The 23972-nt window shown below is 66.6% G+C and carries 23 protein-coding genes; 11 read left to right on the forward strand and 12 right to left on the reverse strand.

The features are described from left to right. The first annotated feature begins 160 nt into the window (after nucleotides 1–160). Entirely contained in the window at nucleotides 161–871 is a 711-nt protein-coding gene (locus tag I6F28_RS33305; RefSeq protein ID WP_225143118.1) for a GntR family transcriptional regulator, read from the forward strand. A gap of 2 nt (nucleotides 872–873) precedes the next feature. Then, nucleotides 874–1623, forward strand: a complete 750-nt coding sequence (locus I6F28_RS33310; RefSeq protein ID WP_225143120.1) for an aspartate/glutamate racemase family protein — start codon at nucleotides 874–876, stop codon at nucleotides 1621–1623. Here the strand turns inward: I6F28_RS33310 and I6F28_RS33315 are convergent, their stop codons facing one another. Beyond that, nucleotides 1624–3012: an amidase gene (locus I6F28_RS33315; RefSeq protein WP_225143122.1), complete on the reverse strand. Its 1389-nt coding sequence runs from the start codon at nucleotides 3010–3012 to the stop codon at nucleotides 1624–1626. 88 nt (nucleotides 3013–3100) lie between these two features. On the opposite strand from I6F28_RS33315, the gene I6F28_RS33320 reads away from it, so the two are divergent. Genes I6F28_RS33320 through I6F28_RS33335 form a run of 4 tightly spaced genes read left to right on the forward strand, consistent with a single transcriptional unit; the run spans nucleotide 3101 to nucleotide 6969 of the window. Then, nucleotides 3101–4195 carry an ABC transporter ATP-binding protein gene (locus I6F28_RS33320; protein ID WP_225143124.1) on the forward strand — a complete coding sequence of 365 codons (1095 nt, stop codon included), beginning with the start codon at nucleotides 3101–3103 and terminating at the stop codon, nucleotides 4193–4195. 30 nt (nucleotides 4196–4225) lie between these two features. After that, nucleotides 4226–5272 (forward strand): ABC transporter substrate-binding protein, encoded by a 1047-nt coding sequence (locus I6F28_RS33325; protein ID WP_225143126.1) that lies wholly within the window; start codon nucleotides 4226–4228, stop codon nucleotides 5270–5272. Nucleotides 5273–5290: 18 nt separating this feature from the next. Next, entirely contained in the window at nucleotides 5291–6154 is an 864-nt protein-coding gene (locus tag I6F28_RS33330) for an ABC transporter permease (RefSeq protein WP_225143128.1), read from the forward strand. After that, on the forward strand, nucleotides 6154–6969 hold the full coding sequence (locus I6F28_RS33335) for an ABC transporter permease (RefSeq protein ID WP_225143167.1): 816 nt from the start codon (nucleotides 6154–6156) through the stop codon (nucleotides 6967–6969). Before I6F28_RS33330 ends, I6F28_RS33335 begins: the two co-directional genes overlap by 1 nt. Here the strand turns inward: I6F28_RS33335 and I6F28_RS33340 are convergent, their stop codons facing one another. Then, nucleotides 6970–7305, reverse strand: coding sequence for a hydroxyisourate hydrolase (locus I6F28_RS33340; RefSeq protein WP_225143130.1), 336 nt, complete (start codon nucleotides 7303–7305; stop codon nucleotides 6970–6972). It lies immediately after the preceding gene. Nucleotides 7306–7331: 26 nt separating this feature from the next. On the opposite strand from I6F28_RS33340, the gene I6F28_RS33345 reads away from it, so the two are divergent. The 3 genes from I6F28_RS33345 to I6F28_RS33355 are packed head-to-tail and all read left to right on the forward strand — an operon-like array spanning nucleotide 7332 to nucleotide 10757. After that, nucleotides 7332–8528, forward strand: a complete 1197-nt coding sequence (locus tag I6F28_RS33345; protein ID WP_225143133.1) for an MFS transporter — start codon at nucleotides 7332–7334, stop codon at nucleotides 8526–8528. Next, nucleotides 8509–9879: an amidase gene (locus tag I6F28_RS33350; protein ID WP_225143135.1), complete on the forward strand. Its 1371-nt coding sequence runs from the start codon at nucleotides 8509–8511 to the stop codon at nucleotides 9877–9879. Before I6F28_RS33345 ends, I6F28_RS33350 begins: the two co-directional genes overlap by 20 nt. A 17-nt stretch (nucleotides 9880–9896) precedes the next feature. Next, nucleotides 9897–10757: an alpha/beta hydrolase gene (locus I6F28_RS33355; protein WP_225143137.1), complete on the forward strand. Its 861-nt coding sequence runs from the start codon at nucleotides 9897–9899 to the stop codon at nucleotides 10755–10757. 124 nt (nucleotides 10758–10881) lie between these two features. Here the strand turns inward: I6F28_RS33355 and I6F28_RS33360 are convergent, their stop codons facing one another. From I6F28_RS33360 to I6F28_RS33405, 10 genes are all read right to left on the reverse strand, one after another. Then, nucleotides 10882–11214: a Rieske (2Fe-2S) protein gene (locus tag I6F28_RS33360; protein WP_370141111.1), complete on the reverse strand. Its 333-nt coding sequence runs from the start codon at nucleotides 11212–11214 to the stop codon at nucleotides 10882–10884. Then, nucleotides 11207–11911 carry an ABC transporter ATP-binding protein gene (locus tag I6F28_RS33365; protein WP_225125971.1) on the reverse strand — a complete coding sequence of 235 codons (705 nt, stop codon included), beginning with the start codon at nucleotides 11909–11911 and terminating at the stop codon, nucleotides 11207–11209. Before I6F28_RS33365 ends, I6F28_RS33360 begins: the two co-directional genes overlap by 8 nt. Next, on the reverse strand, nucleotides 11904–12686 hold the full coding sequence (locus I6F28_RS33370; protein WP_157287726.1) for an ABC transporter ATP-binding protein: 783 nt from the start codon (nucleotides 12684–12686) through the stop codon (nucleotides 11904–11906). Before I6F28_RS33370 ends, I6F28_RS33365 begins: the two co-directional genes overlap by 8 nt. Continuing rightward, nucleotides 12686–13732: a branched-chain amino acid ABC transporter permease gene (locus I6F28_RS33375; RefSeq protein WP_225143141.1), complete on the reverse strand. Its 1047-nt coding sequence runs from the start codon at nucleotides 13730–13732 to the stop codon at nucleotides 12686–12688. The genes I6F28_RS33370 and I6F28_RS33375 overlap by 1 nt, the downstream gene beginning before the upstream one ends. Then, a complete protein-coding gene (locus tag I6F28_RS33380; protein WP_225143142.1) occupies nucleotides 13729–14601 on the reverse strand; it encodes a branched-chain amino acid ABC transporter permease in 873 nt (290 codons plus the stop codon). The genes I6F28_RS33375 and I6F28_RS33380 overlap by 4 nt, the downstream gene beginning before the upstream one ends. Before the next feature lie 69 nt (nucleotides 14602–14670). Then, a complete protein-coding gene (locus I6F28_RS33385) occupies nucleotides 14671–15825 on the reverse strand; it encodes an ABC transporter substrate-binding protein (RefSeq protein WP_036004998.1) in 1155 nt (384 codons plus the stop codon). 76 nt (nucleotides 15826–15901) lie between these two features. Then, nucleotides 15902–17098 (reverse strand): xanthine dehydrogenase family Fe-S subunit, encoded by a 1197-nt coding sequence (locus I6F28_RS33390; RefSeq protein WP_225143144.1) that lies wholly within the window; start codon nucleotides 17096–17098, stop codon nucleotides 15902–15904. Beyond that, nucleotides 17095–17931 (reverse strand): FAD binding domain-containing protein, encoded by an 837-nt coding sequence (locus tag I6F28_RS33395; protein WP_225114756.1) that lies wholly within the window; start codon nucleotides 17929–17931, stop codon nucleotides 17095–17097. Before I6F28_RS33395 ends, I6F28_RS33390 begins: the two co-directional genes overlap by 4 nt. Then, on the reverse strand, nucleotides 17928–20219 hold the full coding sequence (locus I6F28_RS33400) for a xanthine dehydrogenase family protein molybdopterin-binding subunit (RefSeq protein ID WP_249782174.1): 2292 nt from the start codon (nucleotides 20217–20219) through the stop codon (nucleotides 17928–17930). Before I6F28_RS33400 ends, I6F28_RS33395 begins: the two co-directional genes overlap by 4 nt. A gap of 111 nt (nucleotides 20220–20330) precedes the next feature. After that, nucleotides 20331–21608 (reverse strand): amidohydrolase/deacetylase family metallohydrolase, encoded by a 1278-nt coding sequence (locus I6F28_RS33405; protein WP_225143148.1) that lies wholly within the window; start codon nucleotides 21606–21608, stop codon nucleotides 20331–20333. A gap of 160 nt (nucleotides 21609–21768) precedes the next feature. On the opposite strand from I6F28_RS33405, the gene I6F28_RS33410 reads away from it, so the two are divergent. Together I6F28_RS33410 and I6F28_RS33415 are read left to right on the forward strand one after the other, a co-directional pair. Then, nucleotides 21769–22263 carry a MarR family winged helix-turn-helix transcriptional regulator gene (locus I6F28_RS33410; protein ID WP_225114753.1) on the forward strand — a complete coding sequence of 165 codons (495 nt, stop codon included), beginning with the start codon at nucleotides 21769–21771 and terminating at the stop codon, nucleotides 22261–22263. Nucleotides 22264–22526: 263 nt separating this feature from the next. Further along, the gene (locus I6F28_RS33415; RefSeq protein ID WP_057030087.1) at nucleotides 22527–23945 is read left to right on the forward strand and encodes a cytosine permease; all 1419 of its coding nucleotides are present in this window, start codon (nucleotides 22527–22529) and stop codon (nucleotides 23943–23945) included. The last annotated feature ends 27 nt before the right edge of the window (nucleotides 23946–23972 follow it).

Consider the following 23972-nt stretch of genomic DNA (forward strand, 5'->3'; position numbering starts at 1 on the left):
GAAACGATCATCGGCATCCCCGGCGCCGTGCGCAACCCGCAATTTGCATACTGCATACAATTTGTTCGATATGCATTTGTTTTGCGCCACATACGTCGCCTATTTGAGCATCGCGTTCGGCTCGGTATGGCTAGGATGAGTTGCAAGCAGGAAGCCTCGCGTGCAGCAAAAATCCGAAACGAACCCGGCGCGAAAGTCGCCCAAGCTCAAGCGGATGGGCCTGCATGAGCGCGCCGCCGCGCGGATGCGGACGATGATCATTCGCGGCGAGCTGCCGCCGGGCTCGCAGACTCAGGAGACCAAGCTGTCGAAGGAGCTCGGCGTGTCGCGCACGCCCTTGCGCGAGGCGATGAAGGTGCTGGCGGCGGAGGGCTTGATCGAGCTGCGTCCGAACCGCAGCCCGCGCATTGCCGATATCGCGGTCGACGGCATCTCGGAATTGTTCGAGGCGCTCGCCGGCATCGAGCGGCTCGCCGCCGAGCTCGCCGCGGAGCGTGCCACCGAACGCGATCTCGCCCGCCTGCGCACGCTGCAGACCCGGATGGAGGGTCATCACCGCAGCGGCAAGCTCGACGATTATTTCGCCATCAACGGCGAAATCCACAACACCATCGTCCGCATGGCGCGCAATACGCCGCTGCGCGAGGCGCACGAGACGCTGATCTTCCGCGCCGAACGTGCGCGTTATCTCGCGCTCGGCGCCGACAGGCGCTGGAGCAATTCGGTCGACGAGCACGCCGACATCCTGGCCGCCCTCGAAGCGCGCGACGGCGAAGCGGCCGGCCGGCTGCTCGGCGCGCACGTCGCGCGGACTGGCACGGCGCTGCTGGAAGTCCTCGCCGCCTCTCAGGCCAAGCGGCCGGCGGCGTGATCATGAAGCTGCTCCTGCTCAACCCAAATACCAGCGCCGAGGTCACGCAGCTGATGCTGGGGGTCGGGCGGCGCGCCGCCTCGGCAGGTACCGAGCTGATCCCCTGCACCGCGACCCGCGGCGTGCCCTATATCGCCACGCGCACCGAAGCGCAGATCGGCGGCGCCATCGCGCTGGAGATGCTTGCCGAGCAGCACAAAAAGGTCGACGCCGCGATCATCGCGGCCTTCGGCGATCCCGGCCTGTTCGCCGCGCGCGAGACCTTCGACATTCCCGTGATCGGCATGGCGGAAGCCGCGATGCTGACCGCGTGCATGGCCGGACGCCGCTTTGCCATCGTCACCTTCGCGCAGGCGCTGGGGCCCTGGTACGAGGAATGCGTCCGCGCCCATGGGCTGTGGGAGCGCTGCGCCGGCATCCGCATGCTGGATACGCCGTTTCAGGCGATCTCCGAGGTCGGCACCGAGAAGGAAGACATGCTGGTCGAGCTCGCCCGGCGCGCCATCGTCGAGGACGAGGCCGATGTGCTGATCTTTGCCGGCGCCCCGCTCTCGGGCCTTGCGGAGCGCGTTGCCGACCGCATCTCCGTCCCCGTGGTCGATCAGGTCATAGCGTCAGTGAAGCAGGCCGAGGCGCTGCACGCGCTGCGTTTGCGCAAGGCCGTGGCCGGCACCTTCCGCCGCTCCGCCGCCAAGCCGACCATCGGCCTTGCCGATGCGCTCGCCGCCCGGCTCGAGCATCGCGACAGCTGATCAGAGAGGCGGCCGGCGATGCGAAAAACCCAATTCGTTCTCGAGCACGCGGCCGAAGGCAAACAAGCGGGATTCGCATCCCGGCGGTGCGACGATCTGCATGCCGAAGGGCAGCACATTCTCCCCGCACGGCACCGGCACGGTCAGCACCGGGAAGCCGACCAGCGACACGATGAAGGTCACGGCGAGATAGTCGATCGGCGTCTCCAGCGCGGCCCCATCGATGGCCGTGACGTCGGCGATTTCATTCGGCCAGGGCAAGATGGACGCGGCCGGCGCGACCAGGAAGTCGGCGCGATTGAACAGCTGGCGAAAGCTGCGGTAGATCGCGGTGCGGCGCCGCTCGGCGTCGAGGTAGTCCTGCACGGACAGGTTTGCACCGGCTTCGATATTCCAGATCACGGTCGGCGTGAGCTCCGCACGCCGCGTTCTCAGCAACTCGCCGTAAGCGTTGGCGATGTGCGCGGCGCGCAAGGTGCGGAAGGCTTCGATCGCCCCGCCGCAATCCGGCGAGGACGGCACGACATCGGCAACACGCGCGAACGCCTGGCAGGCCGCAGCGAAGCGGGCACGAGCCTCGCGCGCAACCGGCGCCACACCGAAATCGGGCGTGACCGCAATCCGGGCACGGTCGGGGACCGGTCGATCATCATCGGTACTGCCGAGCGAGAGCGGATCATTCGCATCGTCTCCGGCGCAGACCGACAACGCGAGTTCGAGATCATCGACACCGCGGGCGAGGAAGCCGTGGGTCGCCAGCATGTCCCAGCCGAGCGGCCGGCGCGGCGATGCAATGCGGCCGGGTGTCGGCCGGATCGAGGCGACACCACAGAAGCTGGCGGGCGTGCGCACCGAGCCGCCGAAATCGGTGCCGTGCGCCAGCGGCACCATGCCGGATGCGACCGCGACGGCAGAGCCGCCGGACGATCCGCCGGAGGTCAGCGCCAGATCGAAGGGGTTGCGTGTCGGCCCGCGCAATCTGTTGGTGCAGACCGCGCCGAAGCCGAACTCCGGCGTGTTGGTTTTGCCCAGAATGACCGCGCCGGCACGCCGCAGCCGCGCCACGACGAGATCATCCTCGGCCGGGACGTGATCGCCGAACAGCAGGGATCCGTAAGTCGTCGCAAGTCCCGCAGTGTCAGTGAGGTCCTTGACCGCAATGGGCACGCCGTGCAGCGGGCCCATCGGCGCAGAGGCGGCATCGCACATCTGCGCTGCACGGCGGGCACCATCCGCATCCACCGTCACGAATGCCGCCAATCGGCTGTCGAGGCTCGCCATCCGCGCCAGATGCGCTTCGACGGCCTGGCGGGAGGACACTTCGCGCCTTGCAATGGCGCGCGCGAGCTCTGTCGCCGTGAGGTCGCATATCGATCGATCCGATGTCATGGGGTCACCATGCCAAAACGCTCCGCGAAAAGCGACAGTCGCGGGCACGAGACTTGCTTTCTCCTCTGGGGCAACGGGAGGCAACACCATGGTTGATGCGCCAAGCAGCCGATCGCTTGTCGTCGATGCGGTCACCCACCGGTATCCGAGTGGCGCGCTTGCGGTCGAGAACATCAATCTCGACATCAAGGGCGGCGAGATCATTGCGCTGCTGGGTCCGTCCGGCTGCGGCAAGACAACGCTGCTGCGCATCATCGCCGGCTTCATCGCGCAGACGCAAGGGAGGATCATCATCGGCGACGACATCGTCGATGCGCTGCCGCCGAACAAACGCGCCGTCGGCATCGTGTTCCAGAACTACGCGCTGTTTCCGCACCTGTCGATCAGCGAGAACGTCGCCTACGGCCTCGCCGCCCGCGGCATCGACAAGGCGACGCGCCAGCGCGAAGCGCAGCGCCTGCTCGAGCTGGTGCAGCTACCGGCTATGGCCGAGCGGCTGCCGCGGCAGCTCTCCGGCGGCCAGCAGCAGCGCGTTGCGCTCGCCCGAGCGCTCGCGATCAAGCCGTCGATCCTGCTGCTCGACGAGCCCTTCGCCGCGCTCGACAAGAATTTGCGGCTGGACATGCAGATCGAGGTCAAGCGGCTGCAGCGCGTCTCCGGCATCACTACGCTGATCGTGACACACGACCAGGAAGAAGCGCTGTCGATGGCCGATCGTGTCGCCGTGCTGAGCCATGGCAAGCTCGAGCAGTTCGGCTCGCCATCGGACGTCTACGATCGTCCGCAGACGCTGTTCGTCAACACCTTCGTTGGCTCCACCAACCGCATGCCCGGCATCGTGGTCTCAGCGGACCGCACGGCGGCGAAGGTGCGCCTCGATGCCGGCGCGGAGATCATCGCGCGTCCCGCAGGCGGTGCGCTCAGCGAGGGCGGCCGCGTCACCGTCTGCATCCGCCCCGAGCACCTGCAATTCGTCGGCGACGAGACCGGCTTTGCCGGCGTCGTTGGCATGTCGCTGCCGCTGGGCGCCACCGTCGTGCACGAGGTCACCACGGCCGATGGCTCCGGCGTCAAGGTTTCTCAGGCGCGCATCGGCGAGACGCGCGCCCTGGAGAGCGGCGCTGCGGTGCGCCTCGCACCGCTCGCCCCATCGCTCGCCAACGCCTTTCCCACAACGCTTTAGATCCAGTCTTTGTCCAGAGGGGAGTTTGATATGATCATGAATCGCAGAAGCCTGCTGACCACGGCGCTCACGCTCGGGGCCATGAAGGCGTTTCCAGGCCTGAGCTACGCCCAGGCGCGTCCGCTGGTGTTTGCGACCTTCACCGGCAGCTGGGAGGAAGCGCACAAGGCCGTGCTGGTGCCGGCGTTCCGCAAAGCCAATGCGGACGCCGCGATGGTGCTCGATCCCATGCTCTCTGTCGACCAGATCGCCAAGGTCAACGCGGCGAAAGCAAATCCGCCGATCGACGTCATGCTGCACGACCCGGGTCCTGCCCTCGTCGCCGTCGGCCAGGATCTGGTCGAGCCTTATCCGGTCGAGAAGAGCGCCTACTACAAGGACCTGATCGCCGAGGCACAGGAACCGATGGGCCCCGCCCCGTTCTTCCAGGTTGTCGGCCTCACCTACAATCCGGAAGCGGTCAAGACGCCGCCAACGTCATGGGCCGATCTCTGGAAGCCGGAATTCAAGGGCCGCGTCGGCATCACCAACCTCAACTCGACACTCGGCACCGGCTGGCTGGTCGAGATCGCCAAGATGCGCGGCGGCTCGGAGGCCGATGTCGATCCGGGCTTCAAGGCACTGGAGGAGCTCAAGCCCAATCTCGCCGCGGTCGCCGCCAATCCCGGCGCGCTCGCGACCCTGTTCCAGCAGGGCCAGATCGACATCTCGCCCGGCAATTTCAACGCCATCCAGATCCTGAAAGCGCGCGGCGTGCCGGTCGAGTTCGTGGCGCCGAAGGAAGGCGCCATCGCCTTCAAGACCACGATCCACATCGTCAAGAACTCGCCGAACCGCGAGCTCGCCTTCAAGCTGATCGAGGCGGCGCTGACGCCGGAGGTGCAGACCACGCTGATGAACCCGCCCTACCTGATCGTGCCGACCAATTCAAAGGTGACGATGGGCGGCGAGATCGCGCGCGTGCTGGCCAAGGACACCGCCGAGCTGAAGAAGAAGTTCGTGTTCCAGGACTGGAAGAAGATCAACGAGCAGCGCTCGGCCTGGATCGAACGCTTCAACCGCGAGATCAAGATCTAAAACCTCGAGGTTCAAGCCATGGGCGCAGCGCCGGCAGCACGGGACGTGACGTCCTACGGAATGGGATTGGCAGCGCCGCTGGCGCTGTTCTTCCTGGTCTTCTTCGTCGCGCCGCTGCTGCAATTGTTCTGGCTCTCGCTGCACAACGACACGGCCGGGCTCCATTGGGGGCCCGGCCAGTACCTGCACTTCCTCACCGATCCCTTCAGCCTCGGCGTGCTCGGCTCGACGCTGCTGCTGGGCGCCGAGGTGACGGCCGTCTGCCTCGTGCTCGGCTTTCCCATCGCCTGGCTTTATCAGCGGGTCGGGCCAAAACTTCAGACGGTCATCATCCTGATCGTGCTGCTGCCGCTTCTGACCAGCGTCGTGGTCCGCACCTTCGCCTGGATCGTCATCCTCGGGCGCCAGGGCATCATCAACGCGACGCTGCAATCGCTGGGCCTGATCGATACCCCGCTCAAACTGCTCTACACCCAGTTCGGCGTGGTAATCGCGCTGGCACAGGTGCAGATGCCCTTGATGACGCTGCCGTTGATCACCGCGCTCGGCCGCATCGATCCCAATCTCGACGATGCCTCCTGCTCGCTTGGCGCCGGAAGCTGGCGCACCTTCTTCCGGATCTTGCTGCCGCTGTCGCTGCCCGGAATCATCGCCGGCTGCACGCTGACCTATGCCGCCGCGATCACCGCCTTCATCACCCAGTCGCTGATCGGCGGCGGGCAGATGCTGTTCATGCCGATGTATCTCTACCAGCAGGCCTCGACGCTGCAGAACTGGCCGTTCGCGGCCGCGATCTCGATCATCTTCCTGCTCGCCGTGCTGGCGGTCGTCTCGGTCTTCACCACGCTCGGCCGCCTATCGCGCGGCTATGGAGGCGCATGATGAGCGGCCGCAAGCGCACGCTCGAGGCGATCAGCTTCGAGCTCGTCATGACCCTGATCGCGGTGATCGCGCTTCTCATCATCATCGCGCCATCGCTCGTGGTGCTGATCGTCTCCTTCACCAGCGGCTTCTCGCTGCGCTTCCCGCCGCCGGGCTATTCGCTGCGCTGGTACGTCGAGCTGTGGAATGCCTGGCAGCTGCATTTCGCCGCCAAGAACAGCTTGATCGTGGCGCTGTGGGCGACCGGCCTGTCCGTCGTGTTCAGCGTCGCCGCGGCGCTGGCGATCTCGCGGTCGCGGACACTGTCGGCGCGGCTGCTCGATTCGCTCTTCATGTCGCCGCTGGTGCTGCCCACTCTGGCCTTTGGCCTCGCCGCGCTGATGCTGTTCTCGCTGGTCGGCCTGCCGGTGTCGCCGCTGACGCTGGTGATCGGCCACACCGTGGTCTGCGTTCCCTATGTCGTGCGCAACACGGTCGCGGCCCTCGCGCAGCTCGAGCCGACCCTGCTCGAAAGCTCGGCCGTGCTCGGCGCGAGCCGGCTCTACACGTTTCGCCGCATCGTGCTGCCGCTGATCCGGCCGGGAATCATCGCCGGCGCGTTCATCGCCTTCATGTCTTCCTTCGACAACGTGCCGGTGTCGCTGTTCCTGCGCGACGCCGCCACCGACATGCTGCCGATCCGGATGTGGCAGGATCTCGAAGGTAAGCTGGATGTCACCATCGCGGCCCTCTCGGGCGTGCTGATCATCGCGACCGTCGCGCTGGTCGCGGTGATGGAGCGCGTCACCGGCCTGTCGCGGCGGCTGACCAACTGATCAGGCGCCGCGGAACAGCGAATAGCCCCAGCGCGTGAATTTCAGCGGCAGATGAAAATGCTCGTCAACGTTCTTGATGCGAAAGCGGAACGGCGTCACGGTGAGGAAGCCGTCGCGCTCGCCAAAGAACTCGCCGAGATGAAACAGCACCTCGTACTCGCCTTCCGTCACACCGGCACCTTGCGCGACGGCATGATCGAGCACGCCGTTGGCGCCGAGCCGCCCGTCGGCGATGCGCTGGGACTCCGGATCGATCCGCCAGATCTCGACGCGCAGCCCCTGCGCCGGACGCCCGCTCGCGACATCGACCGCGTGAATGGAAATACCGCCTGCCACAATGTTCCTCCCATGAGCACTCCGCCATGGTAGACGGAAACACGGCCGCTCGGCCAGCACCCGCGCTGCTGCCGGCCCTGGGCGCGATGACCGCGCTTCAGGCCCTGGTCGCGCTGGCCTTGTTCGCGCCCGGCGTGGTCGCCCCGCGCGCCCATATCGAGGTCTGGCAGCTCTCGATGTTCTCCGCCGCCGTGTTCGCGGTCGGCATCCCCGCCTCGTTCTGGGGCGGCGGCTTCATCGCGCGCCTTGGCTCGCTGCGGATCGCGAGCCTGTGCGCGGCGGCCATCGTCGTCGGCATGGCCCTGGCTTCGCTCGGAACGAGCGCCGCCCTGCTCGCCGCAGGCCTCTGCATCGGCTTGGCCATGGGGCCGGAGACGCCGGCGAGCGCGGCGCTGCTGGCGCGCCTCGTGACCGCCGAGCGACGTGCCTTCGTGTTCTCGGTGCGCCAGACCGGCAACCAGATCGGCGCCGTTTGCGGCTCGCTGGCGCTGCCCGCGATCGCCATCGCGTTCGGCCCGATGTGGTGCTATGCGGCCGTTGCTGCATTGGCGCTACTGGCGATCGCGCTGTTCGAACGGTTGCGGCCGGCCTATGCCGGCAAGGTCGCCCCGCCGCCAAAGCTCGATCTCCGCGCGCGGGTGGCGCTGGTGATCGCGGACCGGCGGATCGCGATGCTGGCGCTGGCCTCGATGCCGTTCAGCGCGATGCAGGTGTCGCTCAACACGGTCTTCGTCACGCTCGGCACACGCGAGCTCGGCCTTAGCCATATCGAATCCGGCATGGCGCTCGCCTGCGCGCAAGCCGGCGGACTGATCGGCCGTCTCGGCTGGGGCTATGTCGCCATGCGGCTCGATGCCTCGCGCGCCGTCCTCGTCGTCATCGGCCTCGGCATGGCCTTCTGCGCCGCGCTGCTCGGCCTGAATGGCGCTTCGCTCGGCCGCAGCGGACAATTCATCATTGCCGCATTGTTCGGCCTGACGGCGTCGGGCTGGAACGGCGTCTTTGTCGCCGAGATCGCCCGCCTCGCCCCGCAGGACCGGATCGGCGAGACCACCGGCGCGGTGCTGACCGCGTCCTATGCCGGTCTCCTTGCCGCGCCCGCGCTGGTGTCGATCCTGGATGGCGTGGCCAGTCTCGGCATGGCCTTCTTCGCCCTGGCGTGCCTTGCCCTTGGCGGTACATTGGCGTTGATCTGGGGAGGCCATGACAACGCGGACAAATAACGCGCGCGAGATCGCTGCCGCCGTCAGCGCCGGGCGGACCAATGCCGTCGAGACTGCGAAAGCAGCGCTCGGCCGCATCGAGGTCGCCAAGGCCTTGAACGCGGTCGTCACGATCGATCCTGCGCGCACGCTGTCGGATGCTGCGGCGGTCGATGATCGCCTGCGTATGGGCGAGATCATGCCGCTCGCCGGCGTTCCCGTGATCGTCAAGGACAACATCTGGGTCGGCGGCTGGCGCGTGACGCAGGGCTCGCGCCTATTCTGCGATTTCATCGCGCCGCGCGATGCCATCGCGGTCGAGCGGCTGCGCAAGGCCGGTGTCGTTGTCGTCGGCATCGGCGCGACCTCCGAGTTCGCCTGCAAGGGCGTGACGACCTCGCAACTCTACCGGCCGACGCGACATCCGCTCGATCCCGCGCTGACGCCCGGCGGCTCATCGGGTGGCCCGGCCGCAGCTGTTGCAGCCGGCTTGGTGCCGCTCGCGATCGGTACCGATGCGGGCGGCTCGAGCCGCAGGCCGCCGGCGCATGTCGGGGTTGCCGGCTTCAAGCCGTCCTACGGCGCGATCCCCTATGGGCCAGGTTTCGCCGAGCCCTTCTTCGGCCTCTCCGTCATCGCGCCGATCGCATCGGACGCGGCCGATATCGCGCTGGCGTTTGAAGCCATGGCCGGCGCCGACCCGCGCGATCCGGAGTCTGCCGTCGTGGTGCAGCAGGCCAAAGACATCGGCAGTCAGCGCATCGCGTTCTCGCCGCGCCTTGGTCTCGACGTCGCGATCGACGACGTCGTCGCGAATGGCCTCGCCGCCGCCGTCGACCGGCTTTCCGCAGCGGGTTTACGCATCGCGCGACGCGATCCTGTCTGGCCGGCAGATGCCACGGAGGATGCGATCATGCCGCTGCAGCATGCGGGTCTCGCGGCGCTCCACGGCGATAGCTTTCGCAAGGATCCGACTGTCTTCGATCCTGACATCGCCAAGCAGATCGAGCGAGGTTTCTCCTGGTCGGGTGCGGAGGTCGCCGCGGCGCTGCTCGCGAGCACCGCGATCGCCAATGCCTTCGCCGCGTTCTTCACTGAGGTCGACCTCCTGCTGGCGCCGACCGTCCCCTGCGTCGCCTGGCCGCTGACGCAGCTCGGCCCTGATATGATCGGCGGAAAGCCCGCAAGCCCGCGGGCCCACGCGGTGTTCACGCCCTTCGTCAATCACGCCCGCCTGCCGGCGATCTCGATTCCGTGCGGAACGGATCGGCGCGGGCTTCCCTTCGGCCTTCAGATCATCGCGGCGCGCGGGCAAGACCGCTCGCTGCTCGCAGCAGCGCAAGAGATCGAAGCGATCTTGCGCAGTGCCTGACGCAAACGGAGACTCCCATGGTTGAGAACGCTCATTCGACAATTCGACCGCTCGACCCCCGCGACCGGTGGTCCGAGCTGTCTCGGGCGGAACGCAGTGCCGCCTATGACAACAACGCGGCGGTCAAGAACAGCCCCGCCCTGATCGCCGAGCGCAACGAAGCCTCAAGCCGGCTGCGGGGCTCGCTCAAGTCCCATCTCGACCTGCCCTACGGCGAGCGGGCGAATAACAAGATCGACCTCTACCCGGCCGCAAAGCCTGATGCGCCCTGCCTGGTGTTCCTGCACGGCGGCTACTGGCAGCGCAACTCGCGCGAGCTGTTCGCCATGCTGGTCGCAGGCGTCGCCGCGCATGGCTGGTCGGTTGCGATTCCCGGCTATTCGCTGGCGCCCGAGGTGTCCCTCACCGACATCGTCGCCGAGATCCCGCGCGCGCTCGACTGGCTCGCGGCGCACGGCGCGTCCTATGGAATTGCCGGGCCGGTCGTGCTGTCGGGCTGGTCCGCCGGCGCCCATCTCGTCGCAATGGCGCTGGATCATCCGCGTGTCCATGCGGGGCTCGCGCTCTCGGGCGTCTACGATCTCGCGCCGATCCGCGATACGGGGCTGAACGATGCGCTGAAGCTGACGGACCAGGAGATCGCCACGCTGTCGCCGTTGCGCCTGCCCGTCACCCAGAAGCGCCTAGACATCGCCTATGGCAGCAGCGAGCTGCCGGCACTCGTCTGCGATTCCATCAATCTCTACGACAGGCGCGTGGCGGCGGGAGCGCCGGGCAAGCTCATCTCGGTCGAAGGCGCCGACCATTTCACCATTCTCGAGGCTCTGCGCCGACCGGACGGAGTCCTGGTGGAGGCTGCGCGGCGGCTGCTGGACTAAAAGTGCGAAAAACAACCCCATGCACAGTAGCGATGTCGTTGTTTGCAAAGGCGAATTGTTTGAGGGTCGATCGACACCGCCTTTGCCGCTTTGACTCGTCGGGCAAAACAGGGGCATGATGGCATCATCGCCCCGGCTGCCGCTCCTGCATCTCAATCCAGATTCGCTTGCCCGTGATCCGCACCGGATAAAGCCGCAGCGGCCGGCTCGGCCATCCCGCACTGATCTCGCCATCGCGCAAATCGAACGACGCCGCATGGCGGGGACAATCGAGGCGCCCTGCCGTCACCTGCCCCAAGGCCAGATCCGCCTGCTCGTGCGGGCACGCACGTTCGCAGGCGACGACGTTGCCCTCGTTCCAGATCACGAGCAGGTCGCGCCCGGCGACGCGGACGATCGTCTCCGCCTTCAGTCGGTCGAGATCGCAGACGTCGATCCACCCGGCCTCGTCACCCACCAAGATAGGCCTTGCGCACATGCTCGTTCGCGATCAGCTCGCTGCCGGCGCCCGATAGCACGATGCGGCCGTTCTCGAGCAGATAGGCGTGGTCGCACATCTCGAGCGCAGCGAAGGCGTTCTGCTCGACCAGCAGCACCGTGGTGCCGGCATCGCGAATGCCGCGGATGATCGCAAAGGTGCGCTCGACGATATTGGGGGCGAGCCCGAGCGACGGCTCGTCGAACATGATCAGGCGCGGCCGCGACATCAGCGCGCGGCCGATCGCAAGCATCTGCTGCTCGCCGCCCGACAGCGTGCCCGCCGCCTGCCGGCGCCGCTCGGCGAGCCGCGGGAATTCCGAGTAGATACGGTCGCGGTCGGCCGCGATCTCGCCCGAACGACGCCGGAGGTAAGCGCCCATATCGAGATTTTCCTCGACGCTCATATGCGGAAACACGCGCCGCCCTTCCGGACAATGCGCGATGCCGCTCGCCAGCACGCGCGGCGGCTTCGCGCCGGTGATGTCGATGCCCTCGAACTTCATCTGGCCCGAGCGCGGCGGCACCAGGCCGGAAATCGCGCGCAGCGTCGTGCTCTTGCCGGCGCCGTTGGCTCCGATCAGGGCGACCAGCTGGCCGGCCTTCACGTCGAGCGAGATGCCGCGCAGCGCGGTGACGCCACCGTAGCCGCAGACCATGTCGCGGATCTCAAGCACGTCCTGCTCCATGTCCAAGATAGGCTTCGATGACAGCAGGATCGTTGCGGATCACATCGGGCGTCCCTTCGGCGATGATGCGGCCATAGTTGAGCACCACGATACGGTCCGAGACGGTCATCACCATCGGCATGTCGTGCTCGACCAGCAAAATCGTGATGCCGCGGTCGCGGATGCTGCGGATCAGCTCGACGAAACGGTGCGTCTCCGAGGCGTTCATACCGGAGACGGGCTCGTCGAGCAGCAGCATCGACGGCTCCGCCGCCAGCGCCAGCGCGACACCGACCAAGCGCTGCTCGCCGTAGGAGAGCGAGCCCGCCGCATCGTGGGCGCGGCGTTCGAGGCCGACCCATTCGAGCAGCTCGCTCGCGCGCTGCCGCAGCTTGCGCTCCGAGGCGCGGGCGCCTGGCAGGCCGAGGATGGCATCGAGCAGCCGGACCCGGCCCTGCCGGTGCAGGCCGATCAGGAGGTTGTCATAGACGGTGTCGTTCGGGAATACGCTGGTGCGCTGGAAGGTGCGGATCAGGCCGAGATCGGCGATCTCATGCGGCTTCAATCCGGCGAGCGCAGTGTTGCGATAGGTCACGCGGCCTGCGCTCGGCGTCAGGAAACCGGTCATGACGTTGAAGGCGGTGGTCTTGCCGGCGCCGTTCGGCCCTATCAGGCTGACGATCTCGCCCTCGCCGACCTCAAAGCTCATGTCGGAGATCGCGACCAGCCCGCCGAAGCGGACCGCGACCTGATCGATGGTCATGGCGATGCTGCGCGCCGTCATCACGCCGGCTCCTTGGCGCCGGTTTCAGTGAGCGTCACCGGTGCCAGCGCCGTCGTCCCGCTCCGTCGCCGGGTCAACCGCTGCGCCAGCGACGGCACGATGCCGCGCGGCAACACGAACAGGATGGCGATGAGCACGCCGCCATAGGCGATCCACTGCGCTTCCGGCGCCATCACAGGCCGCAGCGCGACCGGCAATAGGCCGAAGATCAGGCCGCCGACGACGGGACCCGCCAGCGAGCCCTTGCCGCCGCTGATGACCATGATCACCATGGTGACGGTGTTGATGAAGGCGAAGACTTCAGGGTCGATGATGCGGATGTAGTGCGCATAGAGGCTCCCGGCCGCGCCGGCGATCGCGGCGGAGATCACCGCAGCAATCGTCAGCGTCCTGGTCACGTCGATGCCAACGGAGACGGCGAGCGTTTCGTTCTCCATCAGGCCACGCATGGAGCGGCCGAAATGGGAATGAACGAGGCGTGCGATCAGGAGATAGGCGATGAGCGCAACGACCAGGACGAGATAATAGTTGTGGAATTTCGTGCGCAGCGTCAGCTCGCCAAAGCCGGGCAAGGGCAACGCGACGGACGGAATATTGGTCAGCGCCAATGGACCCTGCGTCAGCTCGACCCAGTTCAGCGCGACCAGCCGGACCACCTCGGCAAAGGAGATCGTCACAATGACGAAATAGGCGCCGCGGACGCGGAACGACAACAGACCGACGAAATAGCCGCACAATCCTGCAATCAAAATTGCCAGCACGAAGCCTACGATCGGCGGCCATGGTGTGTGGACAAGACGAAAACCCCCTAGCAGGCCGATGTCGAAGCCGAGCGATGTCAGCGCGCTGACATAGGCGCCGATGCCGAAGAAGGCGATATGACCGAGGCTGAGCTGGCCGGTGAAGCCAAGCAGCAGATTGAGGCTCATCGCGCCGATGACGAAGATGCCGGTCGTGATCAGCGCGTTGAGCAGATAGGGATCGCGCAGCCAGAGCGGCACCGAGGCCAGCGCCGCGACGGCGAGAATGGTGACGATCGTCTTCATCCGACGCGCTCCGCGCGCGCGAACAGGCCGGTCGGCCGGAAGATCAGCACCGCGATGATGATGAGAAAGCCCATGGCATCGCGGTAGCCTGACGAGACGTAGCCGGCGCCGAGCTCCTCGGCCAGCGCCAGGATGAAGCCGCCGATCACAGCGCCCGTGATGTTGCCGAGGCCGCCGAGGATGACGATGGCGAAAGCCTTGACCGCGGCGAGATCGCCCATCTGCGGGAAGATCACGTAGACCGGCCCGAGCAGCGCGCCCGCGGCGGCGGCGAGGCTAGAGCCGATCGCAAAGGTCGAGGTGTAGATCATGTCGACGTTCACGCCCATGAGGGACGCCGTGTCGTGATCCTGGAACGTCGCCCGCATCGCGCGGCCGAGGCTGGTCTTGTTGATGAGCAGATACGTCACAAGGATCAACATGGCCGCAGCGGCGAGCACGAACAGGCGCAGCCATGAGACGGAGACCGAGCCGAGCACCAGCGGCGCCTCCGGGAATGGCGTCGCCACGGATTTCGCGACGCCGCCCCAGATCCACAGCGTGCCCGACTGCATCGCGATCCAGGCGCCGATCATCACCAGCATGGTGGTGTCGATGTCGGAGCCGCGCAGCGGACGCAGCAAGGTCAATTCGATGGCCGCACCCAGCAGCCATCCGGCCAGCACGGCCACGGGTAGCGCGAGAAAGAAGTTCAGCCCGAACTGCTGCACCACGATGAACATGATGTAGGCGCCGAACGTGTAGAGCACGCCATGCGTGAAGTTCACGACGTTCATGATGCCGAAGATCAAGGTCAGCCCGATACCCAGCAGCGCATAGGTGCCGCCGAGCACGAGCATGTTGATCAAATGCTGGAGGAATTCGCTCAAGGCCGTTCCTGGATATTCTGGATGCCGGCGAGGGCCGCGATGTGCCGCCCTCGCCTGCGAACAAGCGCGTCAGAGCGTCTTCATCTCGATCTTGCCGTCGGCTATCTCGATGAGATAGACGTTCGGCTGGCTCTGACCGCTTTCCTTGCCCTCGGGGCCCGACTTGCGGAACACGATGTCGCCGTTCAGCCCCTTGATGTTGATGTTCCAGAGCGCCGCCTTGATCGCGGCAGGCTCGGCCTTGCCGGCCTTCTCGATCGCGGCGGCGACGGTGCGGATGCCGTCATAGCCGCGAAAACTCTCGGTGCAGCCGGCGAAGTCGAAGCCGCGCTTCTTCCATTCCGCGATGAAATAGTTGGTGGCTTCCGGGTTCGGCGTCTTGTCCGGGAACCAGGGCAGGAAGGTCGTCAGATGCATGGTGCCGTTGGCGGCCGCTCCCGCCTGGGCGATGATCTGGTCCGGGTTCTGCGAGCCGCCGGTGGTGATGATGCGCTTCTTCAGGCCAAGCGCGGCGGCCTGCTTGAAGATCAGCGTGAGCTGGTCGACGGCGGTGGTGACGATGACGGTCTCGGAGTCCGAGCTCTTGATCTTGGACAGCTGCGCGCTCATGTCCTGCGCGCCCTGGTCCATGGTCTCGACCAGGCCGATGCCGATGCCCTTCTCCTTCATCATCTTGCTGAAATCCTCGGCGGTGCCGCGGCCCCAGTCGTTGTTGATGACAAGGAAGTCGACCTTTTTCAGCGCGAGCTTGTCGACGATGTTCTTGAACGCGGCCGCCTCGATCGCGGAGGGCGGCGAGATGCGGAAGATGAAGGGATTGCCCGTCGTCGTGATCTTGCCGGAGGACGAGGTCTCCACCACCATCGGCGTCTCGTATTCCATCAGCTTCGGCATCACCGCGAGCGTCAGGCTCGAGCCCCAGGCGCCCATCAGGACCGGCACCTTGTCGCTGGTGATGAGCTTCTCGGCGACGGCGGCGGCCTCCGTCGGGTTGCTCTTGTTGTCCTCGATGACGAGCTCGATCTTCTTGCCGAGGATGCCGCCCTTGGCGTTGATCTCGTCGGCGGCGATCTTCGCACCGTTGACGACGTAGGTGCCTGAGGCCGCGAACGCGCCGGTGAGCGGCTCGTTGACGCCGATCTTGATGGTCTGCGCCCCCGCGGCGCCGCCGAACAAGGCCGTCGCCAACGCGATTGCCGGAACCAGTCCGAGTGTTCGTGTCATGTTTGTCTCTCCAAATCCCACGCTGTTGATGTCAGGGCAGTCCAGGCTTCGTCACTCCGCGGCGCCGGTTCGCCGATCATTCCGCGCCACCTCTTCCGAAGGTGCGGCGAAATATTTGCGCGAGCCGGGCTCGCAAGACGTCCGATGCAATCGACCAGAAGCTGAGCTCCGCCGGACCTGCCTGCCCCGACGAGGCGCCGGACATGTGGCGGTCGAGATTGGCGACGAACTCCGCAACGAGACGTTTTGCAAGGTCTCGCACGAGGCCGGGACGACCGACCTGAGCCAGCATTCCCGTGAGCGTGTAGCCGATCGACAGTTCGACCGCGGTCGCCGCGCCGCCTTCGAGCGGCAGCAGGCGGTAACGGATCTCGCCCTGCGTCGCGGAATGGCTGCGCTGGTCGGTACCGATGCCGACGATGCGCCCCGAGAGTGTCGCGGGATCCCGCTCGACACGCGCGGCCCCCTCGAAGCTTGCTGCGATCGGACCGAGCCTGACGCGGATCGATCCTTCGACGCGCTCCGGCTTTGGCGTCGACGACAGCGATACGCCAGGGAGGCAGGCGGCGATGCCTGCGATGTCCTCGAACATCGCGAACACCTTTGCCGGCGGATACGGCAGCGTGAAGCGCTGATCGAGCACGGTTGCCGGCGTGAAGTCGGGGATGCTGCTTGGGGTGGCACTTTCCGGTGCCGGAGCTGGCGCGTGCCGCGCAGGCCGCAGCTCGTTCCGGGCGGTTGCCGCTCGCCCCGAGCCGGCAGGACCAAGGACGGTCCGGCCTCCATCCGCCACCGGCGCGACGTTGCGCGCGCGCCTTGCCTCGATCACGGACTGCACCGCGCGCACAATGCCGACATAGCCGGTGCAGCGGCAGAGATTGCCGCTGAGGCCGATGCGAATCTGGCGCTCGTCGGCGTCGGGCAGACGCAGCACCAGGTCGCGCGCCGAGACCAGCATGCCGGGCGTGCAATAGCCGCATTGCAGGGCATGCTCGCGGGCGAAGGCAGCGCGCAGCTCGGTCGTGATCTCGTCCTCGTCGAGGCCTTCGATCGTGGTGACATCGGCGCCCTCGCAGGCCGCCGCATAGGTGATGCAGGAGCGCGCCGGCACGCCGTCGAGCAGCACAGTGCAGGCGCCGCAGACCCCATGCTCGCAGCCGAGATGCGTGCCGGTGAGATCGAGCCTGTCGCGGACGAAATCGGCAAGGCTGGTGCGCGGCTCGGCGTGCAGCTCCACCGCGCGGCGATTGACCTGAAGCGCGATCGTGGTCATGCCGCGGCCTCCAGAACGGCGCGCTTCAGCACGCTGACATGGATGTGGCGCTGCGCGGCATCGTCGATGCCGGCGCTTGCGAGCAGGGCATCGGCGGCACGGACATCGAAGCGCTGCTTGTAGTCGGCGGCAATCCGGCCGCCGAACAGCTCGGCGGCATCGGTGATGACGATCGGCGTCGTATCGATGGCACCGATCACGATACGCGCCGAGGCGGCAGCGGGATCGACCAATATCGCGCCGATGGCATGGGCGAATTCGCCGGTCTTGCGGCAGCTCTTGGCATAACCCCAATGCGCAGTCGCCGATCGCGCCGGCACGTGGACCGCCTCGACGATCTCGCCGGCATGCAGCGCAGATTCCAGCGCACCGACCACAAACGCTTCGACCGCCATCGATCGCACACCGGCAAGACTGCGCAATGTCACGCGCGCACCCAGGGCCGCCAGCGCCGAGATCCAGTCCGCGGCGGGATCGGCATGGCTGAGCGAGCCGCCGATTGTGCCGCGATTGCGCACCGCACGATAGGCGATGTTGGCAGCGACAGCCCGCATGGCACCCCGGGTCACGTCGGCGGTGCGGCCGTCCTCGATGTCGGCATGGGTGATAAGAGCGCCGAGCACGAGCTCGCTGCCGGAGACTTCTGCGCGCTTGAGCTCGGCAAGGCCGGAGATGTCGATGATCAGCTCCGGCTGCACCAGCCGCAGATTGAGCATCGGGCCGAGCGACTGGCCGCCGGCGATGATCTTCGCCGATCCGCCGCTTGCGGCCAGCATCGACAGGGCCGCATCGAGGTCGCGCGGGCGCTCGTAAGCGAAGGGCGCCGGTTTCATGCCGCGCTCCTCTCAGCCGCACGCGCGGCCAGCACCGCCGCGACGATGCGATGCGGCGTGATCGGCGACTGCATCAGCTCGACGCCGAGCGGGCGCAGCGCGTCGTTGACGGCATTGGCGATTGCGGCGGGCGGTGCGATGGCGCCGCCCTCGCCGATGCCCTTCACCCCGAATTGCGTATAGGGCGACGGCGTCTCCATGTGGTCGAGGCGCGCGGCCGGGACCTCGGTCGGGCCGGGCAGCAGGTAATCCGCGAGCGTCGTCGCCAGCGGCTGGCCGGAGGCGTCGAACGGCATTTCCTCGTAGAGCGCGGTGCCGATGCCTTGCGCGAGGCCGCCATAGATCTGGCCGTCGACGACGAGCGGATTGACCAGCACGCCGCCGTCCTCGACGATCACATAGTCGAGGATCTCGACCTCGCCGATATCAGGATCGACCGCGACCACGGCTGCATGCGCGGCATAGCTGAAGGTGCCGCTGTCGCGCACGGGCTTGTAGCCTTGGGTGACCTCGAGCCCGCCGGGATCGACGTCTGGCGGCAAATCCTGCGGGCGGCGGTACCAGGTGTGGGCGATCGCCTTCAGGCTGACGCTGCCGTTGACGCCGCGAACCTCGCCGTTCTGCAACACCACGGAGGCCAGATCGTGCTGCAAGAGTTTCGCGCCGATGCGGCGCGCACGTTCGCCGAGTTCGCGGCAGGCCGTCGCGACCGCACCACCCGCCATCACCATCGAGCGCGAGCCCCAGGTGCCGGTCGAATAGGGCGTCATCGCGGTGTCGCCGAGGACGATGCGGATGTTTGCGACATCCACGCCGAGGATTTCGTGCGCGACCTGGGCGAGCGTCGTCTCCATGCCCTGCCCGTGCGAGTGCACGCCGACGCGCAGTTCAAGGCCACCGTCCGGCGTCAGGCGCGCCGAGGCCTGCTCATGGCCCGGCACCATCGGGATGCCCCAGCCGGAATAGACCGAGGTGCCGTGCGCGGCCTGCTCGCAATAGATGGAGATGCCGACGCCGATGCGGCGGCCGTCGGCCTCGTCCTGCTTTTGCCTGGCGCGGATGGCGTCGATGTCGATGGCCGCGAGCGCGCGGCGCATCGCTTCCGGATAATCGCCGCTGTCGAAATGCTTCTTGGTGATGTTGTCGAACGGCATCTGTTCAGGGCGCACCAGATTGCGTAGCCGCACCTCGCCGGGCTCAAGGCCGGCTTCCGCCGCCACGAGGTCGAGCATCAATTCCAGCGCAAAGCAGACGCCGGTGCGCGCGACGCCGCGATAGGGCAGGATCGGGCATTTGTTGGTGGCGACCGAGAAGGTGCGGCAGCGATAGGCCGGCATCTTGTAGGGACCGGGCAGGATGCTGGCGACCTGCGCGGCTTCGAGACACGCGGAGAACGGATAGGACGAGTAGGCGCCGGAATCCACCGTCGCTTCGCAATCGATGCCGCGCAGCGTGCCGTCACGGTCAGCATAGACCGTGATTTTGTAATGATGTTCGCGGCAATTGGAGCTGGCGACGAGATGCTCGCGGCGGTCTTCGAGCCAGCGGACGGGATGGCCGCAGCGCATCGTCAGCCAGGACAGGCAGACCTCTTCGGGCAGCAAAATTCCCTTGTGACCGAAACCACCGCCGACGTCGGGCGAGATGACGCGGATCTGGCCCTCCTCCATGTCGAGGCATTCGGCGAGGCCGCTGCGCGTGATGTGCGGCATCTGGGCCGCCGAATGCAGCGTGAGCTGGTCGAGCCTCTTGTCGAAGTTCGCGACCACGCCGCGGCCTTCCAGCGGCGACATGCATTGCCGCGCCGTCGAGATCTCGCGCGTCACCTTGATCGGCGCATCGAGCGCGGCGGAGATGTCGACCTCGTAATTGGTCTCCAGGAAGACGTTGTCGCCCCAATGCTCGTGCACCAGCGCCGAGCCGGGCTCGCGCGCCTTCAGCATGTCATGGATCGCCGGCAGCTCCTCCAGATCGAGCGTCACGGAGGCCGCGATGTCCTCGGCCTCGGCGCGGGTCGGCGCGAGGCACATCGCGACGAGCTCACCGACCTGGCGCACCTTGCCGGTGGCGAGCACCGGCTGCTCCGAGATCTTGAAGCCCGGCAGGCCCGACACCGCACGGATCGGCTTGATGCCGACGAGATCGGTCGCCGTGAACACGCTGCCGCGATGGCGTTCGGGCACATGGATGCCGCGGATGCGCGCATGCGCCAGCGGGCTGCGCACGAAGGCGACGTCCTGAAGGCCGGCGAGCCTGACGTCGCCGACATATTGGCCGCGGCCGCGCATCAGGCGGTCGTCTTCCTTGCGCGGGAGCCGCGCGCCAACGCCCTGCCCCGTCTTTCCGTCCGGAAATTCTCGCTCGCTGCGCAACTTCGCGTTCTCCTCCACCGCCCGGCCTTATGCCGCGACGGCCTGCGGCAGGATCGGCGCGACCGCATCGAAGCGGGTGCCGGCGCGCAGGCAGAAGGCTGGCTGCAGCAGGCGCTCGGCAATCACCTCGTTGTTCTCGTTGTCCTTCAGGACGAAGCGGCCGTTTCTCTCCGTGAGCACGGAGACGTCGGCGTCCATGCCGATCTTGAGCGCGCCGATCTCGTGGCTGCGGCCAAGCATTCTTGCGGGATTGGCGGTGACCATCGGCACCACCTGCTCCAGCGACAGGCCGAGCGCCATCATCGAGCTCATCGCCTGGACCAGGCTGAACTTGGCTTGTCCCGCGAAGGGATGGTTCTCATCGTCCTCGTGCTGGTCGGGCGTTCCGGCCGGCGCGGGCACATGGGTGTTGTAGCCGTGGATGTCGGCGCCGAGCGTGGTCGGAATGATGCCGGCAGCGATCGCCTTCTTCGCGAGCCGATAGGAGAAATGGCTGCCGTGGCCGACATCGACCTTGAGGCCGCGGTCGAGCGCGGCCTGGATCACCGGATGCACCTCGCCCTCGCGATTGACGAAGCCGCCGGGATGGCGCGTGAAGGGATGAGCGAGGATGTCGCCCTCGCGCAAGAGCGGGATCACGCGGGTGAGGATGGTGTCGGCATCCTCGCCATTGGCGCCGCTCTCGGGCAGGCCCCAGAGTTGGCCGAAATGCACATAGACCGGCAGGTCGGCGCGCTTGCCGATCTCGGCCGCCATCTCGATCACGCGAATGCCCCAGCGCGCGAAGCCGCCGATCTCGGCATGGGCCTTGATGCCGCGCACGAGATCGAGGTTGGCGGTTGCCGCCTTGACGGTCGCATCGATGTCGACGCCGTCGGGGCTGTAGAGCTGCGGATAGAAATGGCCCTCGAGGCCGCCGACGAGATAGGCGGAGATAAACGCATAGACGCGCGAGGCCGAGGCTTCCGCGATGAAATGGCGGAAACCCGGCAGCGTCATGCAGGACGGACCGCCCTGATCGACCAGCGTCGTCACGCCGGACTGCACGCCCACCATGTCGGGGTTCATGCCGAAACGGCCGGAGACATATTGATAGACATGGGCGTGGGTGTCGATCAGCCCGGGCAGCACCAGCTTGCCGCTGACATCGACGACCTCCTTCGCGCTGGTCGGCAGAATGTCGGATGCGACCGCCGCGATCTTGCCATTGCGGATGGCGACGTCCTTGAGGCCATCGATGCCGGAGGCCGGACAGATCACGCGGCCACCCCGGAGCAGAAGATCGAAGCTGGCAGTGACGGACATGGCGCTCTCCTCTTCTTGCGAGGGGCGACGGCTTCGTCCCTCGAATTACGAAGCATGCTTCGCATTTTGACAAAAGCAAGCATCGTGCCATGATCCCGATGTGGCAGGCGCACTCGAATCGAGCTAAGCGCGGCAGGGTTTCGGCTTGGGAGTGTGTGCATTGCGGCAAGCGAAGACACGTCGCGGCGGGACGCGGCACCGCCCCTGGCCCTTGTCGGAACGGCCCGGCTATCTGATCCGCCGGCTGCACCAGATTCACGTCGCGCTGTTTCAGGAAGCCTGCGGCGAATTCGAGGTCACGCCGCTGCAATACAGCCTGCTCTCGGCGCTGGCGGTGCGAGAAACCGCCGATCAGACCACTTTGGCGGCCGATATCGCGCTCGATCGCACTACGACGACCGGTGCGTTGAAGCGCCTCGCGGCGCGCAACCTTGTCGAGCGCGCGGTGAACAAGGACGATCGGCGCGCGCGATTGTGCCGCCTGACGCCGGCCGGCGCCGCGCTGCTGGTTAAAATCGAGGGCGCGGCACGGCGGGCGCATCGCGCAACGCTCGGTGATTTGAGCCAGCGGGAACAGGCGCTCTTCATCGAGATGATGCAGCGCATCGTGGCCGGCCATCCCAGTCGCGACAGCGCCGCTGCCCTATTCGACTAGAGGCGAGTGCTGCGCTTTTGAGTTGGGCTGCTTAATTTATCATCGTACCGCTGCCCGGCCGTGCATCGAGCGCCACTATCCGGCGGGTCCGGTGTGCCGCGGCAGGCCGGCGCGTCGGCATGCCCCGCGCTCGAAAACGCAGTCGCATTCGAGGCGAGCCTCGCTGCGTCCGGCATCGAAACGCGCCCGGCCCGGCCGCTCCGCGACCCATGGCACGATTTATGCTGCGATGATGCGAAGCGTGCTTCGTATTGGGGGATGCCATGACGGATTCCGAACTTCGCGCTGATATTCACAGCATCGAGCCAATTCCCGACGCGGACCGGGACTCCTCCGGGCCGCAGCAGATGTGGATCTGGGCCGGCGCCAACATCGCGCCGGTGAACTGGGCGCTCGGCGCGCTCGGCATCATCCTCAAGCTCGGCCTGATGGAGACAATCGCGGTCATCGTGCTCGGCAACATCGTGGGCTGCGCGATCTTCGCGACCTTCACGGTGATGGGACACAAGACCGGCGTCAACCAGATGGTGCTGAGCCGGTCCGCCTTCGGCGTCCGCGGCGCCTACCTGCCGAGCATCCTGATGTTCCTGATGACGCTGGGCTGGATCGGCGTGAACACCTATTTCCCGGTCAAGGTCTCGATGGGCATCCTCGGCCAGTTCGGCGTGCCCGACACCTGGCTGGTCGAGATGATCGTCATCACGCTGGTGATGGCGGTGCAGGTGATGATCGGCGTCTACGGCTTCTACGCGATCCGCACCTTCGAGAAGTACACGGTGCCGCCGACCATCGCCATCATGGTGCTGATGAGCGTGCTGGCCTGGACGCGGCCCGGCGTCGTCAACTGGAACCTGACCACCTCGCTGCCACCAGGCGCGCATCTGGCGATGCTGACGATGCTGATGACCGCAATCGGCGTCGGCTGGGGGATTTCCTGGGTCACCTGGGCCTCCGACTATTCGCGCTTCGTGCCGCGCTCCACGCCGTCGAAAGCCGTGTTCTGGTACAGCTATGTCGGTATGTTCGTGCCGACGGTCTGGCTCGGCATTCTCGGCGCGACCATTGCCTCGACGACGCTGGACACGGATCCCGCCAAGATGGTCAGCGCGGTGTTCGGCGGTCCCGTCAGCATCCTTGTCCTCCTGATGGTGCTGCACGGCCCGATCGCTACCAACATCCTCAACGTCTATTCGGCGGCGCTGGCCGCCTTAAGCGCGGGGCTGAAACTCTCGCGCTTCTGGCTCACCGTCATCGTCGGCGTCGCCGGCTATCTGGTCACCCTCTACTTCATCTTCGCGCCGTCCTTCGCGAAGGCGTTCGACCATTGGATGATCAGCCTGCTGTTGTGGATGAGCCCGTGGGCCGGCGTGGTGCTCGCCGACTTCTACATCAAGCGCAAAGGCAAGATCGAGGTGGCCGAGCTCTATCGCTCGCCGGAGAGCAGCGCCTATGGCGACATCAACTGGGCCGGCATGATCGCGTTCTTCGCCGGCCTCGTTGCCGGATGGCTGGTGCAGGACGGCCTCGTCAGCGCGCTGCAGGGGCCGATCTCGATCTATCTGCTCGGCGGTGCCGATCTGAGCTGGCTGTTCGGAATCGGCGTGGCGGGCCTCGTCTATCTTGGGCTCGGCAAGTTCGCGACCTCGCCCACACCGGCCGTCGCGAGCCGTGCCGGCAGCTAGCCTGAGAGCGCTGAACCTCGTCTGTCG

Source organism: Bradyrhizobium sp. NBAIM14, from assembly GCF_020193895.1.
Taxonomy (GTDB): domain Bacteria; phylum Pseudomonadota; class Alphaproteobacteria; order Rhizobiales; family Xanthobacteraceae; genus Bradyrhizobium; species Bradyrhizobium yuanmingense.